The sequence below is a fragment of the Micromonospora sp. CNZ285 genome, assembly GCF_004637285.1.
Map to the genome: position 1 here is coordinate 617112 of NZ_SPQD01000001.1, position 15932 is coordinate 633043.

Consider the following 15932-nt stretch of genomic DNA (forward strand, 5'->3'; position numbering starts at 1 on the left):
CGGGGAAGTGGGCAAGCTGGGACGGCGATGACGTTCACGCTCTTCCCCGACACCCGCCTCACGCTCGCCCGCGACGCGCTGGCCGGCCTGTCGGTGGGCGACGCCCTCGGCTCCCAGTTCTTCGTCCCGGGCCGGCAGCCGGACGACCTCGCCGCCGGGCGGCTGCCCGAACCGCCGTGGGAGTGGACCGACGACACCGAGATGGCGTGCTCGGTGGTGGCCGAGCTGGCCGCCGACGGCCGCATCGACAGGGACCGGCTGGCGCTGGCGTTCGCGCAGCGTTGCGAGCCGTACCGGGGGTACGGGCCGGGCGCGGTGACGGTGCTGCGGCTGATCCGCACCGGCACGCCCTGGCCGGTGGCCGCCGCGTCCGCGTTCGACGGGCAGGGCTCCTGCGGCAACGGCGCCGCGATGCGCGTCGCGCCGCTCGGCGCCTGGTACGCCGACTCCACCCGGCGCGCCGCCGAGCAGGCCCGCGCCTCCGCCGAGGTGACACACGCCCACCCGGAGGGCGTCGCCGGCGCGGTGGCGGTCGCGGTGGCCGCCTCGCTCGCCGCCCGCGCCCGCCTCGACGGCGGCCGGCCCGACCCGGCCCGGCTGCTCACCGCCGTCGCCGGGACGCTCGACCCGGCCGGTGAGGTGCACCGCGGGGTACGCCGGGCCGCCGCGCTGCTCGGTCACTCCGCCGCCGCGGCGGCCGACGCGCTCGGCAACGGCTCCCGGGTCACCGCGCAGGACACCGTGCCGTTCACGCTCTGGGTCGCCGCCACGCTGCTGCACGACTACCCGGCAGCAATCCGCGTCTGTGTGGAGGCGGGCGGCGACGTGGACACCACCGCCGCGATCGTGGGCGGGATCGTGGCCGCGTACACCGGGGTGGGCGCGCCGGGCGGCGTGCCGGAGGGCTGGCTGACCGCCCGCGAGCCGCTCCCCGGCTGGCTCACCGCCTCCGCCTGACGGGCCATTCCCGGCGCGCCCGAGATCTTGGTACGAAACGGCCCCTCTGAGGGCCGTTTCGTACCAAGATCTTCGGTGGTCCCGCATGGTGGATGGCTGTTTCCGGTTGTTGGGCGGCGTGGCGGTCAGGGACGTGCGGCGCCGGCGGTGACGGGCTCGCCGGTGTCGGAGGGCGTGCCGGTGTCGGGGGTGTCGTTGCTGTCCTGGGGGAGGGTCATGGTGTCGCGCCGGCGGCGGCTCAGCAGCCAGCCGATCGCCGCGCCACCCGTCAGCCCGGCGAGCAGGCCGCCGCCGAGCAGTAGGTCAGCGCTCGGCCCGTCGTCCGCCGCGCCGGCCGCCGGTGCCGTGCCGCCCGGCGCGCCGCCCTGCGCCCCACCGGCAGCGCCGGGGGCGCCCGCCGCGCCGTGACCGCCGTGCGCGCCGCCGTTCGCCCCGGCGCCGGGGCCGCCGTCGTGCGTCACGGTGCCCGGCAGCGGCGGCAGCAGGTCGAGCGTCGGCGCGGGGTGCGCGCCACCCGCCGGGTCCGCCCACCGGACCACGGTGCCGTCGTCGTACGTCTGGGTCACGGTGAACGTGAGCCGGTCGGTGGCGGGCATCGGTCCCATGCCCAGCGGCAGCCGGGCCGCCCCGGTGCCGGTGCCGGGCATCCGCAGCCAGCTCACCGAGTGGGTCACCTGGTTCAGTTCGGCCGCATGCATGCCGGGGACCGGCTGGTCGAGCGTGCGGGTGGTGATGGTGGGCGCCCAGTCCGGCACCGACAGCGGGTACACCTCGCCGATCGGGGCGTCCGCGGGCATGGTCAGCTCGATCCGGGTGGTCCGGGTGCCGGGCTTGTCGGCCGGCACCAGCACGGACAGTTCGATCGCGTCGCCCTGGCGTACCTGGGCGGGCGAGGTCGTGACGGTCACCCCGGCCGCGTGCGCCGCTGCGGGCCAGCCCACCACCCCGGCGAGTACGGCCGCCAGCGACGCCGCCGCCCACCGGCCCTGACGGGTCATCCTCATGGTCGTCCCCATCCTTCTCGACTGGGGCCGGTACCGGCTCCGGCCCCACCTGGTAGTTCGGGCGGCAGGGCGAAAAGGTTCAACCCGGCACGGAACTCGCCGAAGGCGGGCACCGGCGTCGGCGGCGGTCGGGGTCCGGGCGACCGATAGCATCGCAGGGGCCGGTCACCGGCCCTTCCGTACCGTCGACGACAGGAGTCACCGTGTCCGCACCCCGTACCCCCGTCGTGGCCGACCCCGTCGTCGTCGCCGCCGGGACCACGGCGGCCGACGCGGTGGCCGCGGCCGGCCTGCCGATGAGCGGGCCGAAGGCGATCGTGGTGGTCCGCGACCCGCAGGGCCAGCTGCGCGACCTGGACTGGCGCCCGGCCGAGGACGTCGCGGTCGAGCCGGTCACGCTGGACAGCCCGGACGGGCTGAACGTGCTGCGTCACTCCACCGCCCACGTGCTGGCCCAGGCCGTGCAGGACGTCTTCCCGGACGCCAAGCTCGGCATCGGCCCGCCGATCGAGAACGGCTTCTACTACGACTTCGGCGTCGACAAGCCGTTCCAGCCGGACGACCTGACCAAGCTCGAGAAGCGCATGCAGGAGATCGTCAAGTCCGGCCAGCGGTTCCGCCGCCGCCGGTTCGCCGACCTGGACGAGGCGCGGTCCGAACTGGCCGCCGAGCCGTACAAGCTGGAGCTGATCGAGGTCAAGGGGGAGGGGCTGGACTCCTCCGAGGTGATGGAGGTGGGCGGCGGCGAGCTGACCATCTACGACAACCTCGCCGCGAACGAGGACAAGGTCTGCTGGTCGGACCTGTGCCGGGGCCCGCACCTGCCCAACACCCGGCTGATCGGCGCGTTCAAGCTGATGCGCTCGGCCGCCGCGTACTGGCGCGGGTCGGAGAAGAACCCGCAGCTGCAGCGCGTGTACGGCACCGCGTGGCCGACCCGCGACGAGCTCAAGGCGTACCTGAAGCTGTTGGAGGAGGCCGCCCGCCGCGACCACCGCAAGCTCGGCGCGGACCTCGACCTGTTCAGCTTCCCCGACGAGATCGGGTCCGGCCTGCCGGTCTTCCACCCCAAGGGCGGCGTGCTCAAGCGGGTGATGGAGGACTACGTCCGCGCGCGGCACGTCGAGGAGGGCTTCGACTACGTCGGCACCCCGCACATCTCCAAGGAAGGTCTCTTCCACACCTCGGGACACCTGCCCTACTACAAGGACACGATGTTCCCGCCGATGGAGATGGAGGGCAGCGACTACTACCTCAAGGCCATGAACTGCCCGATGCACAACCTGATCTACCGGTCGCGCGGGCGGTCCTACCGGCAGCTGCCGCTGCGGCTGTTCGAGTTCGGGACGGTCTACCGGTACGAGAAGTCGGGCGTCATCCACGGCCTGACCCGGGTGCGCGGCTTCACCCAGGACGACTCGCACTCCTACTGCACCCGCGAGCAGGCGCCGTCGGAGATCAAGCACCTGCTCGGCTTCGTGCTCAGCCTGCTGCGTGACTTCGGCATCGACGACTTCTACCTGGAGCTGTCGACCCGCGACGAGTCGAAGCCGGACAAGTTCGTCGGCTCCGACTCCGACTGGGCGACCGCCACCGCCGTGCTGGAGCAGTGCGCGCTGGAGACCGGCCTGGAGCTGGTGCCCGACCCGGGCGGCGCGGCGTTCTACGGCCCGAAGATCTCCGTGCAGGCCAAGGACGCGATCGGCCGGACCTGGCAGATGTCGACCATCCAGTACGACTTCAACCAGCCCAAGGGCTTCGGGCTGGAGTACCAGGCCGCCGACGGCACCCGGCAGCAGCCGGTGATGATCCACTGCGCCAAGTTCGGGTCGATCGAGCGGTTCATCGGCGTGCTCACCGAGCACTACGCGGGCGCGTTCCCGGCCTGGCTGGCGCCGGTGCAGGTGGTCGGCATCCCGATCCGCGACGAGCACGGCGACTACCTGGTCGACTTCGCCGCGACGCTGCGCCGGCACGGCGTCCGGGCCGAGGTCGACCTGGGCGACGACCGCATGCAGAAGAAGATCCGCAACGCGCAGCAGCAGAAGATCCCGTTCATGGTGATCGCCGGGGACGACGACGTGGCCGCCGGCACCGTCTCGTTCCGCTACCGGGACGGGTCGCAGCGCAACGGCTTACCGATCGACGAGGCGGTGGCGCACGTCCGCGAGGTGGTGGAGTCGCGCACCAACGCCGGCCCCACCGCCACCGCCGCCGAGTAGACGCCCCGCCGGCCGCGCCGCCCGGGCGGCGGCGCGGTTCGGCGGCGACCCGGCCCGGATCGTAGGATCGCCTGTGTGACAGGGGCGGAGCGGGACACCGGGTACGGCGGCGACAACGGTCTGGCGGACGGGCTGGACCGGCTCTGGACGCCGCACCGGATGACCTACATCTCCGGCGAGGACCGGCCCGAGGGCGGATACGAGAAGCCGGCCGGCTGCCCGTTCTGCCTGGCGCCCGGCCTGCCGCCGGAGGAGTCCCTGGTGGTGGCCCGGGGCGAGCACGTGTTCGCGGTGCTCAACCTCTACCCGTACAACCCCGGCCACCTGCTGATCTGCCCCTACCGGCACGTTGCCGACTACACCGAGCTGGACGAGCCGGAGACGGTCGAGCTGGCCGCCTTCACCAAGGCCGCCATGCGGGTGGTCCGGCACGTGTCCAGCGCGCACGGCTTCAACCTGGGCATGAACCAGGGCGGCGTGGCCGGCGCGGGCATCGCCGCGCACCTGCACCAGCACGTGGTGCCGCGCTGGGGCGGCGACGCCAACTTCATGCCGGTGATCGGCCGGACCAAGGTGCTGCCGCAACTGCTCGCCGACACCCGGGAACTGCTCGCCAAGGCGTGGGCGGCGGCCTGACGGGGGCCCGCCCGACAGTACGATCTTGCGCATGGCTCTCCTGCACCGCGCGGAACTGCGCCCCTCGAAACTGGAGCTGCTCGCCGGCTGGCTGCCCGGCCGGCAGTGGTTCGCCGGCGAGGCCGGCGCGCCGGTCACCCGCGTCGCGGCGTACCGGTTCGACGACCCGGCCGGCGAGGTCGGCATCGAGACGCTGCTCGTGCGCGCCGGTGACGGCCCGGTGCTCCAGGTGCCGCTGACCTACCGGGGCGCGCCGCTGGCCGGGGCGGACGAGCACCTGGTGGGCGTCATCGAGCACTCGGTGCTCGGCCGCCGCTGGGCGTACGACGCCTGCGGCGACCCGGTGTACGCGCCGCTGCTGGCCGCCGCCGTGCTCGCCGACGCCGGGCAGGCCGAGGAGTACTTCGAGGTCGACGGGAAGCGGGAGGTGCGCCCGGCGAGCATGACGCTGACCGGCAGCCGTACCGGCCGCCCGGTGCCGGCCGGTCCGGCGTCGGCCGGTTCGGTGTCGACTGGTCCGGTGTCGGCTGGTTCGGTGGCGGCCGCTCCGGCTTCGGCCGGCGCCGGTGACGGCGGTGTGACGGTGGTCCGGGTCGGGGACGTCGAGCTGGCGGTGGTCCGGCGGCCCGTGCCGGCCGAGGTGCCTGATTCCGGCGGGCTCACCGGCACCTGGCCCGGCCAGGACGAGCCGGTACTGCTGGCCTACGCCCGCTGACGGGATCGCGACCCGGCGCGCTGCTGATCTGACGGCCCACGACGGCTTCGCGGTCGGCGCGGAGCGCGGCGACGGCCTTCATCGCGGGCGAGTCGTCCGGGCCGGTCGTTCTTCAGGCCCCGGGAACCTCCGTTCCATCCACGAATGGCTCCGGTCGCCGTCACGTGGCGTGATCATGACGGGACTCCCGGCTGACGAATCGGCCCGCGGGCGCGGGGAAGGTGACAGGATGCGGCGGTGGCAGTCGACACACGACAGTTGGGGCGCAGCGGCATCGAGGTGAGCGCCCTCGGCATGGGGTGCTGGGCGATCGGCGGCCCGTGGGCCGAGGGCGCCCGCCCGCTGGGCTGGGGCCGGGTGGACGACGACGAGTCGGTACGCGCGATCCGCCGCGCGCTCGACCTGGGCGTCACCCTGTTCGACACCGCCGACACGTACGGCGCCGGGCACGGCGAGCGGGTGCTGGGGCGGGCGCTGGCCGGCCGGCGCGACGAGGCGGTGATCGCCACGAAGTTCGGCTACACGTTCGACGAGCGCACCCGGCAGGCCACCGGCGAGAACTCATCGCCGCACTACCTGCGCCGGGCGGTGACCGAGTCGCTGCGCCGGCTGGGCACCGACCGCATCGACCTCTACCAACTGCACCTGGGCGACCTGCCGCTGCCCCGGGCCGAGGCGCTCATCGGCACGCTCGACGAGCTGGTCGACTCCGGCCTGATCCGGGCGTACGGGTGGAGCACCGACCGGGCCGACCGGGCCGCCGCGTTCGCGCAGGTCGCCCGCGGCGCCGCCGCCGTGCAGCACGCGCTGTCGGTGCTGCGGGACGCCCCGGCCATGCTCGACGCCTGCGACAAGCACGACCTCGCCAGCCTGGCCCGGGGGCCGCTCGGGATGGGTCTGCTCACCGGCAAGTACACGCCGGAGTCCACGCTGCCCCGCGACGACGTACGCGGACTCGGGCCGACCTGGCTGGAGTGGTTCCGCAGCGGCCGGCCCGCCCCGGAGTGGCTGCGCCGGGTCGCCGCCGTCCGCGACGCGCTGACCGCCGACGGGCGCACCCTGGCGCAGGGGGCGATCGGGTGGATCTGGGCGCGCAGCGACCGGGCCGTGCCGATCCCCGGTGCCCGTACCGTCGCCCAGGTCGAGGAGAACGCCGCCGCGCTGGCCCGGGGCCCGCTCGCGCCGGACCAGTTCGCCGAGGTGGAGCGGCAACTGGCGGCGGTACGCTCGGCCGCCCTGCGGGACGCCGACCGCCCTCACTGGCCGATGCCCCCGGTCCCCGCCGTCCGCCCCTGACGCACCACCTCGCGCCACCCACCCCCGCCGAGCGGACCGCACCCGCCGGACGATCGCTTCCACGCGGCGAGATCCGCCTCTCAGCCCTCGAGACCACAGCAGATCTTGGTACGAAAGCGCCTCTATAGGGGCCACTTCATACCAAGATCCGCGCAGTCCTGACCCAACCCCGCCCTCGTCGGCGTCGATCTTGCACTTACCGCCCTTCCGTTGCCGGGAATGCCCCATTTGCGAGGGCCGCAAGTGCAAGATCGCGGGGCCGAGGCGGGGCGGGGCGGGGGCAGGGGAGACGGGAGAGGGGAGAGGGGAGAGGGGACAGCGGTCAGTGGGTGGTGGACTCCTTGCGGGCCTGGTCGGCCAAGTGGGCGGGCATCGGCTCGTGGCGGGCGAACTCGCGCCGGAACGTCCCCGTGCCGGCCGTCATCGAGCGCAGCTCGACCGCGTACCGCAGCAGTTCGGTGGCGGGCACCTCGGCGCGGACCAGCGTCCGCCCCTCGGCATCCGGGTCCGGCTCGGTGCCGAGTACCCGGCCGCGCCGCCCGGACAGGTCGCCCATCACCGCGCCGACCGACGAGTCGGGCACCCGTACGGTGATCTCGTCGACCGGCTCCAGCAGCGCCGGCTGGCCCTTCTCGGCGGCGTCGCGCAGCGCCAGCGCGCCGGCGGTCTGGAACGCCGCGTCGGAGGAATCGACGCTGTGCGCCTTGCCGTCGACCAGCGTGACCCGCAGGTCCACCACCGGGTAGCCGGCGACCAGGCCGCGCTCCATCTGCGCCTTGACGCCCTTCTCCACCGACGGGATGTAGTTGTGCGGGACCGCGCCGCCGACCACCCGGTCGACGAACTCGAAGCCGGAGCCCCGGGGCAGCGGTTCCACCTCGATGTCGCAGACCGCGTACTGGCCGTGGCCGCCGGACTGCTTGACGTGCCGGCCGTGCCCGCGCGCGGCGGCGGTGAACGTCTCGCGCAGCGGCACCCGGACCGGCTCGGTGTCCAGCTCGACGCCGCCGCCGCGCAGCCGGTCGAGCACCACGTCGGCGTGCGCCTCGCCCATGCACCAGAGCACCAGCTGGTGGGTCTCCGCGTTGCGTTCCAGCCGCAGCGTCGGGTCGCCGGCGACCAGCCGGGACAGGTTGCGGGCCAGCGCGTCCTCGTCGGCCCGGCTGCGCGCCACGATCGCCACCGGCAGCAGCGGCTCGGGCATCTCCCACGGCGCGATCAGCAGCGGGTCGTCCTTGGCGGAGATGGTGTCGCCGGTCTCCGCGCTGCCCGACTTGGTGATCGCGCACAGGTCACCGGCGACGCAGGCGGCCACCTCGCGCAGCGTCGCGCCGAGCGGGCTGTAGACGTGACCGACCCGCTCGTCGGCGTCGTGGTCGGGGTGCCCGCGCTCGGCCATGCCGTGACCCGACACGTGGATCACCTGGTCGGGGCGGAGCGTGCCGGAGAAGACGCGTACCAGCGAGACCCGCCCGACGTGCCTGTCGACTGTCGTCTTGACCACCTCGGCGACGAGTGGGCCGTCCGGGTCGCAGGTCAGCGGCGGGCGGGGCGAGCCGTCCACGCCGGTGACCGCGGGCAGGTCGGGCTCCAGCGGCGACGGGAACGCCGCGACCAGGCCGTCGAGCAGCGCGTCCAGGCCGACGCCGGTCTCCGCGCACACCGGCACCACGGGGTAGAAGTGGCCGCGGGCGACGGCGGTCTCCAGGTCGGTGATGAGCACCTCGGGGTCGATCTCCTCGCCGCCGAGGTAGCGGTCCATCAGGGTCTCGTCCTCGCTCTCCGCGATGATCCCCTCGATCAGCTCGTCGCGGGACTCCTGGATGGCCGGCAGGTGCTGCGGGTCCGGCTCGCGTACCGCCGCGGGCAGCCCGTCGGAGTAGTCGAACACCCGGCGGGTGATCAGCCCCATCAGCCCGGCCACCGACTCGCCGTCGTCGCCGAGCATGGGCAGGTAGAGCGGCAGCACGTTGTCGCCGAAGACGCGCTGGCACAGCGCCACCGCCTCGTCGAAGTCGGCGCGCGGGTGGTCCAGCCGGGAGACGGCCACGGCCCGGGGCATGTCGACGGCGGCGCACTCCTCCCACAGGGCGGCGGTGGCGGCGTCCATGCCGTCGACGGCGGAGACCACGAACAGCGCCGCGTCGGCGGCGCGCAGCCCGGCGCGCAGCTCACCGACGAAGTCGCCGTACCCTGGGGTGTCCAGCAGGTTGACCTTGACGTCGCGGTGCGTCAGCGGGGCGCAGGCCAGGCTCACCGAGCGCTGCTGGCGCACGGCGGCGGGATCGTGGTCGCAGACGGTGGTGCCCTCGGTGACGGCGCCGGCCCGGCCGATCGTGCCGCTGGCGGCCAGCAGCGCCTCGACGAGCGTCGTCTTGCCGGCGCCGGAGTGCCCGACGAGCACCACGTTGCGAACCCTGCCGGGCTCGGTCACCACCGGCGCGCCGCCGGTGACACCCTTCTCGTTCTTCTGCGCCATCGCGGCGCACCTCCCTCAACCGGTGGTGGTGGCGACCGCCGCGGGCGACGGGGGAGCGGACCCGGGACGGGCGCCGCGGCGATATCTTCCGGTGATCTCCTGCTGGACGGGAACGCGGACCGGTGATCCGGTGAACTGGCTCACCTCCTGGCTCGATCTCACACCCGCGCGGGTGCCCGCACAAGGGCCGACGGGCGGGTCGTACGCCCGGCTGTGTCCCCGGCGGTTGCGGGCCGTTATCGTGGGACCGCCATGGCGAAGATCTTCCAAGTGACGGCCCGCGCGGGCATGACCCGCGTCGTGGAGCCGGTCGCCCGCGCGCTGCTGCGTGCGGGCGTGTCCCCCAATGCGGTCACCGTGACCGGCACCGTCGGCGTGCTCGTCGGCGCGCTCGGCTTCGGCGCGCGCGGCCATCTGGTCGCCGGCGCGCTGATCGTCACGGTCTTCGCCCTCACCGACCTGCTCGACGGCACGATGGCGCGGATGAGCGGCGGGTCCACCCGGTTCGGGGCGTTCCTCGACTCGAGCATGGACCGGGTCGCCGACAGCGCGGTGTTCGGCGCGGTCGCGTACTGGCTGGCCACCGAGCACGACTACTCGGGCGTGGCGGCGGCGCTGATCTGCCTGGCCGCCGGTGGTCTGGTCTCCTACGTCAAGGCCCGCGCCGAAGGGCTCGGGATGACCTGCAACGTGGGCATCGCCGAACGCACCGAGCGGCTGCTCATCGTCGGCGTCGGCGGCATCCTCACCGGCGTCGGCGTACCGCTCGCGCTGGAGATCGCGCTCTGGCTGCTCGCCGCCGTCTCGATCTTCACGGTGGGGCAGCGGATGGCCCACGTGTACCGCCAGGCCCAGCGGGTCGGCGTCGAGTGAACCTCACCGAGGCGGGCTTCGTCGCGGGCTGGCGCCTGATCCGCGCGCTGCCCCGGCCCGTCGCGGCCGCGGCCTTCCGGGCGGGCGCCGACCGCGCCCACCGCAAGGACGGCGGGGGTACGCGCCGGCTGCGCGCCAACCTGCGCCGGGTGGTCGGCCCTCGGATGCCGGACGCGGAACTGGACGCGCTGGTGCGCGACGGGCTGCGCTCGTACGCCCGGTACTGGATGGAGGCGTTCCGGCTGCCCGGCCTGAGCCGCACGGACATCCTCGCCGGGTTCCGCCTGGACGGGCAGGAACTGCTCGCCGCCGACGTGGCGGCCGGGCGGGGCGCCGTGGTGGCGCTGCCGCACGCCGGCAACTGGGACGCCGCGGGCGCCTGGGTGGCTGCCACCGGCTGGCCGATGACCACGGTGGCGGAGCGGCTCCCGGACGGCGTCTACGAGCGGTTCGTCGGGTTCCGGGAAGGGCTGGGGATGGAGATCCTGCCCAACCGGGGCGGCCCGCGCCCGGCGTTCGACGTGCTGGTGGACCGGCTGCGCGCCGGTTACGTGGTGCCCCTGCTCGCCGACCGGGACCTGTCGGCCCGGGGCGTGGAGGTGGACTTCTTCGGCGGCCGGACCCGGATGCCGGCCGGTCCCGCGCTGCTGGCGATCCGCACCGGCGCCCCGCTCTACGTGGCCTCGATGTGGTACGAACCGGACGCGGCGTGCGCCTCCATCGACGGCCCGTTGCCGCTGCCGGACCCGGACAGCGCCCCGCTCGACGAGCGGGTGCGCGCGGTGACGCAGCGGATTGCCGACGGTCTGGCGGCGGGCATCGCCCGGCATCCGCAAGACTGGCACATGTTGCAGCGGATGTGGCTGGACCAGGGCCGGGACGGTACGCCCACGTCGCCGCGGCCACCGGCCACCACCGGGACGGTCTAGGGGGGCGCAGTGCGTATCGGCATCGTGTGCCCGTACTCCTTCGACGTGCCGGGCGGCGTGCAGAACCACGTCATGGACCTGGCCGAGGCGCTGCTCGGGCTCGGCCACGAGGTGAGCGTCCTGGCGCCAGCGGACGAGGAATCGGCGCTGCCGCCGTACGTGGTGTCGGCCGGGCGGGCGGTGCCGCTGCCGTACAACGGGTCGGTGGCCCGGATCGCGTTCGGCCCGGTCTCCACCGCCCGGGTGCGCCGCTGGATCACCCGGGGCGACTTCGACGTGCTGCACGTGCACGAGCCGCTCACGCCGAGCCTGTCGATGCTGGCGGTGCTCTGCGCCCGCGGCCCGGTGGTGGCGACGTTCCACACCGCGATGACCCGCTCCCGGGTGATGTCGGCCGCGCAGGGCGTGCTCCAGATCGTGCTGGAGCGGATCACCGCCCGGATCGCGGTCAGCGCGCTGGCCCGCAAGGTGCAGGTCGAGCACATGGACGGCGGCGCGGTGGAGATCCCGAACGGGGTGGCGGTGGCGAAGTTCGCCGGGGTGCCGCCGCTGCCGGGCTGGCCGGGGGAGTGCGCCCCGGGCACCGGCGGCACGCTCGGGTTCCTGGGCCGCTTCACCGAGCCGCGCAAGGGCTTCCCGATCCTGCGGGACGCGTTCGTCGCGCTGGCTCCGCACCGCCCCGGCCTGCGCCTGCTGGTCGCCGGCCCGGGTGACGCCGACGAGCTGTACGGGCGGTTCCCGGCCGGGCTGCGCGACCGGGTCACTTTTCTCGGCCTGGTCTCCGAGGCGGACAAGGCACGCATGCTGCGCAGCGTGCACCTCTACGTCGCACCGAACACCGGAGGGGAGTCCTTCGGGATGATCCTCACCGAGGCGCTCGCCGCCGGCGCCACCGTGGTCGCCAGCGACCTGGACGCGTTCCGCCGGGTGCTCGACGGCGGACGGGCCGGGCGGCTGTTCCCGACCGGCGACGCGGTGGCACTGGGCGCCGCGCTGTCCGAGCTGCTCGACGACGACGGCCGCCGCGCCGGGCTCACCGCCTGCGGCGACCAGGTGGTGGCGAATTTCGACTGGCCCGTGGTTGCCCGCCGCGTTCTGGAGGTATACGCAGCCGCGATCGAGGCCACCGACGGCCGGGTCATGGACCAGGAGTGGGCGGGACTGGGCTGACCGCTGTGGCCGCTGCGGCCGCTGTGACTAGCGCGTCTGCCGGTGCGAGCGCCGGCCGGCCGGGATGAGGAGCAGCACTACGATGCCGGGCATGTGGTGGGTGGTGGGCGCGGTCGCGGTGCTCGGGCTGCTCTCGGCGTACCTGATCTGGACCTCCGGCCGCGTGCAGCGGCTGCAGGTCCGCGCGGACTCGGCGGCCCGCGCGCTGGACGCGCACCTGCTGCGCCGCGCGGCCGCCGCCGCGGTCCTGGCCGAGCAGCGGTACGGCGTGGAGCTGTACGCCGCCGCCCGGATCGCGCTGGACGCCGCTCCGGAGGAGCGCGAGGCGGCCGAGAACGACCTGACCCGGCAGTTGCGGGCGGTGCGGCTGGACCCGGACGACGCGGCCTGCGCGGCGGTGATCGCGGCGAGCCGGCGGCTGGCCCTGGCCCGGCAGGTGCACACCGACCTGGTCCGGGACGCCCGCTCGGCGCGGGGGCGTCCGGTGGTGCGGCTGTTCCGGATGGGGCGCGGGCGGGAGTGGCCGCGCTACTTCGACATCGACGACCCGACGCTGGCGTCGCACGCGGACGTGACCACCGGCTGATGCACCGGTCGTGACGGGGGCCACACGGCAGGCCACCGGGGGTTCGATTGGCGCTCGGACCGGCGTCGCGCCGGTCGTAGCATTCCTGCGCAGTCACCTCCCGAGCACGCCGAGGAGCGATGTCCCGTGTCTGAATCCGCAGCCCCGACCCCCGCCACCGCCGTCGGCACCGCCCGCGTCAAGCGCGGCATGGCCGAGATGCTCAAGGGCGGTGTGATCATGGACGTGGTCACCCCCGAGCAGGCGAAGATCGCCGAGGACGCCGGCGCGGTGGCCGTGATGGCCCTGGAGCGCGTACCGGCCGACATCCGCGCGCAGGGCGGCGTGTCCCGGATGAGCGACCCGGACATGATCGACGGCATCATCGCGGCCGTGTCGATCCCGGTGATGGCCAAGGCCCGCATCGGCCACTTCGTCGAGGCGCGGATCCTCCAGGCGCTCGGCGTCGACTACGTCGACGAGTCCGAGGTGCTGACCCCGGCCGACTACGCCAACCACATCGACAAGTGGGCGTTCACCGTCCCGTTCGTGTGCGGGGCGACGAACCTGGGCGAGGCGCTGCGGCGGATCACCGAGGGCGCTGCCATGATCCGCTCGAAGGGCGAGGCGGGCACCGGTGACGTCTCCAACGCCACCACCCACATGCGGAAGATCCGGCAGGAGATCCGCCGGCTCCAGTCGCTGCCCTCCGACGAGCTGTACGTCGCGGCCAAGGAGCTGCAGGCCCCGTACGAGCTGGTCAAGGAGGTCGCCGAGGCGGGCAAGCTGCCGGTCGTGCTGTTCACCGCCGGCGGCATCGCGACCCCCGCCGACGCGGCCATGATGATGCAGCTCGGCGCCGAGGGCGTCTTCGTCGGCTCCGGCATCTTCAAGTCCGGCAACCCGGCCCAGCGGGCCGCCGCGATCGTCAAGGCGACCACGTTCCACGACGACCCGGACGTGCTCGCCAAGGTCTCCCGCGGGCTGGGCGAGGCGATGGTCGGCATCAACGTCGACGAGATCCCGCAGCCGCACCGGCTCGCCGAGCGCGGCTGGTGAGCCGGGCGTGACCGTACCCGTGATCGGCGTGCTCGCGCTTCAGGGCGACGTACGCGAGCACGTCGCGGCGCTGGCCGGTGCGGGCGCGGACGCCCGGCCGGTGCGGCGGCCGGGTGAGCTGGACGCGGTAGACGGCCTGGTGGTGCCCGGCGGCGAGTCCACCACGATCAGCAAGCTGGTGGACATCTTCGAGATGCGCGAGCCGATCGACAAGCGGATCACCGCCGGCATGCCGGTCTACGGCTCCTGCGCCGGCATGATCATGCTGGCCGCCGAGGTGCTGGACGGCCGCCCCGACCAGCGCGGCTTCGCCGGCGTCGACATGACGGTGCGGCGCAACGCGTTCGGCCGTCAGGTCGACTCGTTCGAGGCGCCGGTGGCGCTCACCGGCGTCGGCGGCGGTCCGTTCCACGCGGTGTTCATCAGGGCGCCCTGGGTGGAGCGGGTCGGCCCGGACGTCGAGGTGCTCGGCCGGGTGACCGAGGGCCCGGCCGCGGGCCGGATCGTCGCGGTACGGCAGGGCAACCTGCTGGCCACCTCGTTCCACCCCGAGCTGACCGGCGACCTGCGGCTGCACCGGTCCTTCGTGGAGCTGGTCCGGGCCGCCTCCTGAGCGGACGGCGGCCCGCCCGCGCCGGTCAGCGGTGCCGGGGGTTGGGCGCGGCCCACCCCCGCAGCACCGGGTCGGTGAGATGGTTGAACCGCTGCATCCGGGTGGGCTGCTCGCTCTTGAAGGCGACCACCTGCTCGCCGGGGGACAACTGCAACAGCTCACCCACGTTGACGCCGAGGCGTCGGGACAGCTCGTGGGCGGCGCCGAAGTTGGCCGGGCTGAACACCTGGAGCACGCCGGAGTTGTTGATCATCGTTTCGCCGACGCCCTCGTAGATGCTCGTGAGCTGGGCCAGGTCCTGCCAGAAGGTCCAGGTGCGCAGCCCGTAGCCGCGCAGCAGCGTGATCGCGTCCTGGAGCAGGGAGAACCGGCCCAGCTGCGCCGCCTCGTCGATGAGGAACAGCAGGCGCGACTGGTTGATGGTCCGGCTGTTCATCACGTAGTAGAGCAGGCAGCCGACCCAGGCCCGCAGCAGCCGCTGGTGGGTGCGGAGCTTGTGCGGCGGAACGACCACGTAGATCGAGATCCGGCGTTCCGGGTCGACCAGGTGAGCGAGCGGGAAGCTGGTCCGGTCGGTGGCGTCGACGGTCCGCTGGGAACTGAACGGCGCGAGCTGCTGGGCCGCCGTGACCACGATGCTGGGGAACGTCTTCTGCTGGTCGACGCCGAGCAGCATCTGGAACTCCTGGCTGGTGCCAGCCGGCATCCGGCCGTCCCGGTCGTTGTCCAGCGCCTGGGCCATGTACATCACCAGGTCGCTCTGGAACAGCCGGCTGCGCAGCTTCTGCAGGGTGAGCGACGACGCACCCTCCGGGCCGGCCTCGGCCTCCGCGGTGATCAGGTGAGTGGTCAGCCCGGCGATCAGCAGCTGGGCCATCTCGTCCCAGAACGGTTCGACTGTCGACTTCTCGCCCCCCATGAGCAGGTCGGACAGGAGCCGCCCGAAGTCCTCCGGCTCCTCGGCGTCCTCGTTGCCCCGGCGGAGTTCGGCGAACACGTCGAAGGGGTTGAGCGCGCCGCGCTCGGACCGGCTGCCGCTGCTGGCGCCGAACGGATCGAGCAACACGATCTCATGGCCCAGCGCGTCGCGCCGGTGGGCGTGGGTGACGTCGTAGTTCTCGCCCTTCGGGTCGAGCACCACCACCGAACCCTCGTAGCTGAGCAGATTCGGGATGATCACGTCGCGGCCCTTGCCGGCGCCGGTGGGCGCGATGGTCATGAGATGGCTGTCGTCGTCCGAGGCGACCACCGGGCCCAGCGCGTCGTCCGAGATGATGTGCTCCTCGCGCAGCCCGAGCCGGATCCGGGCGTCGGTGACGCTGGGGCGGCGCAGCGCGAACTGGCTCCGGGACTTCGGCTCCGGGTCGAGGTGGCGGGCGAGGAACCGCCCGATGATCAGTTTGGACACGGCAAC

Annotated in this window: 14 protein-coding genes; 11 read left to right on the forward strand and 3 right to left on the reverse strand. The window is 73.8% G+C overall.

All coding sequences use genetic code 11. The features are described 5' to 3' along the window. Positions 1–27 precede the first annotated feature (27 nt). Positions 28–957: an ADP-ribosylglycohydrolase family protein gene (locus CLT75_RS02885; RefSeq protein WP_135239360.1), complete on the forward strand. Its 930-nt coding sequence runs from the start codon at positions 28–30 to the stop codon at positions 955–957. Positions 958–1082: 125 nt separating this feature from the next. Here the strand turns inward: CLT75_RS02885 and CLT75_RS02890 are convergent, their stop codons facing one another. Next, complete coding sequence (locus CLT75_RS02890) at positions 1083–1961, reverse strand: DUF1775 domain-containing protein (protein ID WP_486485043.1); 879 nt, start codon at positions 1959–1961, stop codon at positions 1083–1085. A 203-nt stretch (positions 1962–2164) separates the two neighbouring features. On the opposite strand from CLT75_RS02890, the gene thrS reads away from it, so the two are divergent. From thrS to CLT75_RS02910, 4 genes are all read left to right on the forward strand, one after another. After that, a complete protein-coding gene (gene thrS, locus CLT75_RS02895) occupies positions 2165–4183 on the forward strand; it encodes a threonine--tRNA ligase (RefSeq protein ID WP_135239361.1) in 2019 nt (672 codons plus the stop codon). 75 nt (positions 4184–4258) lie between these two features. Next, positions 4259–4819, forward strand: a complete 561-nt coding sequence (locus CLT75_RS02900; protein ID WP_135239362.1) for an HIT family protein — start codon at positions 4259–4261, stop codon at positions 4817–4819. Between the two features lie 31 nt (positions 4820–4850). Beyond that, positions 4851–5534 carry a CG0192-related protein gene (locus CLT75_RS02905; protein WP_135239363.1) on the forward strand — a complete coding sequence of 228 codons (684 nt, stop codon included), beginning with the start codon at positions 4851–4853 and terminating at the stop codon, positions 5532–5534. 237 nt (positions 5535–5771) lie between these two features. Then, positions 5772–6830 carry an aldo/keto reductase gene (locus CLT75_RS02910; protein ID WP_135239364.1) on the forward strand — a complete coding sequence of 353 codons (1059 nt, stop codon included), beginning with the start codon at positions 5772–5774 and terminating at the stop codon, positions 6828–6830. 322 nt (positions 6831–7152) lie between these two features. On the opposite strand, the gene CLT75_RS02915 is transcribed toward CLT75_RS02910, so the two are convergent. Further along, the gene (locus CLT75_RS02915) at positions 7153–9309 is read right to left on the reverse strand and encodes an elongation factor G-like protein EF-G2 (protein WP_135239365.1); all 2157 of its coding nucleotides are present in this window, start codon (positions 9307–9309) and stop codon (positions 7153–7155) included. Between the two features lie 252 nt (positions 9310–9561). On the opposite strand from CLT75_RS02915, the gene pgsA reads away from it, so the two are divergent. The 6 genes from pgsA (at position 9562) to pdxT (ending at position 14518) form a co-directional block, all read left to right on the forward strand. Continuing rightward, entirely contained in the window at positions 9562–10182 is a 621-nt protein-coding gene (gene pgsA / locus CLT75_RS02920; RefSeq protein WP_135239366.1) for a phosphatidylinositol phosphate synthase, read from the forward strand. Next, positions 10179–11111, forward strand: coding sequence for a phosphatidylinositol mannoside acyltransferase (locus CLT75_RS02925; RefSeq protein WP_135239367.1), 933 nt, complete (start codon positions 10179–10181; stop codon positions 11109–11111). The genes pgsA and CLT75_RS02925 overlap by 4 nt, the downstream gene beginning before the upstream one ends. 9 nt (positions 11112–11120) lie before the next feature. Beyond that, positions 11121–12281, forward strand: a complete 1161-nt coding sequence (locus CLT75_RS02930) for a glycosyltransferase family 4 protein (RefSeq protein WP_135239368.1) — start codon at positions 11121–11123, stop codon at positions 12279–12281. Positions 12282–12363: 82 nt separating this feature from the next. After that, positions 12364–12867: a hypothetical protein gene (locus tag CLT75_RS02935; RefSeq protein WP_135239369.1), complete on the forward strand. Its 504-nt coding sequence runs from the start codon at positions 12364–12366 to the stop codon at positions 12865–12867. Between the two features lie 126 nt (positions 12868–12993). After that, complete coding sequence (gene pdxS / locus CLT75_RS02940) at positions 12994–13905, forward strand: pyridoxal 5'-phosphate synthase lyase subunit PdxS (protein ID WP_135239370.1); 912 nt, start codon at positions 12994–12996, stop codon at positions 13903–13905. Positions 13906–13912: 7 nt separating this feature from the next. Then, the gene (gene pdxT / locus CLT75_RS02945) at positions 13913–14518 is read left to right on the forward strand and encodes a pyridoxal 5'-phosphate synthase glutaminase subunit PdxT (protein ID WP_135239371.1); all 606 of its coding nucleotides are present in this window, start codon (positions 13913–13915) and stop codon (positions 14516–14518) included. A 25-nt stretch (positions 14519–14543) separates the two neighbouring features. On the opposite strand, the gene CLT75_RS02950 is transcribed toward pdxT, so the two are convergent. After that, positions 14544–15926: a type IV secretory system conjugative DNA transfer family protein gene (locus tag CLT75_RS02950; protein WP_135239372.1), complete on the reverse strand. Its 1383-nt coding sequence runs from the start codon at positions 15924–15926 to the stop codon at positions 14544–14546. Positions 15927–15932: the final 6 nt, after the last annotated feature.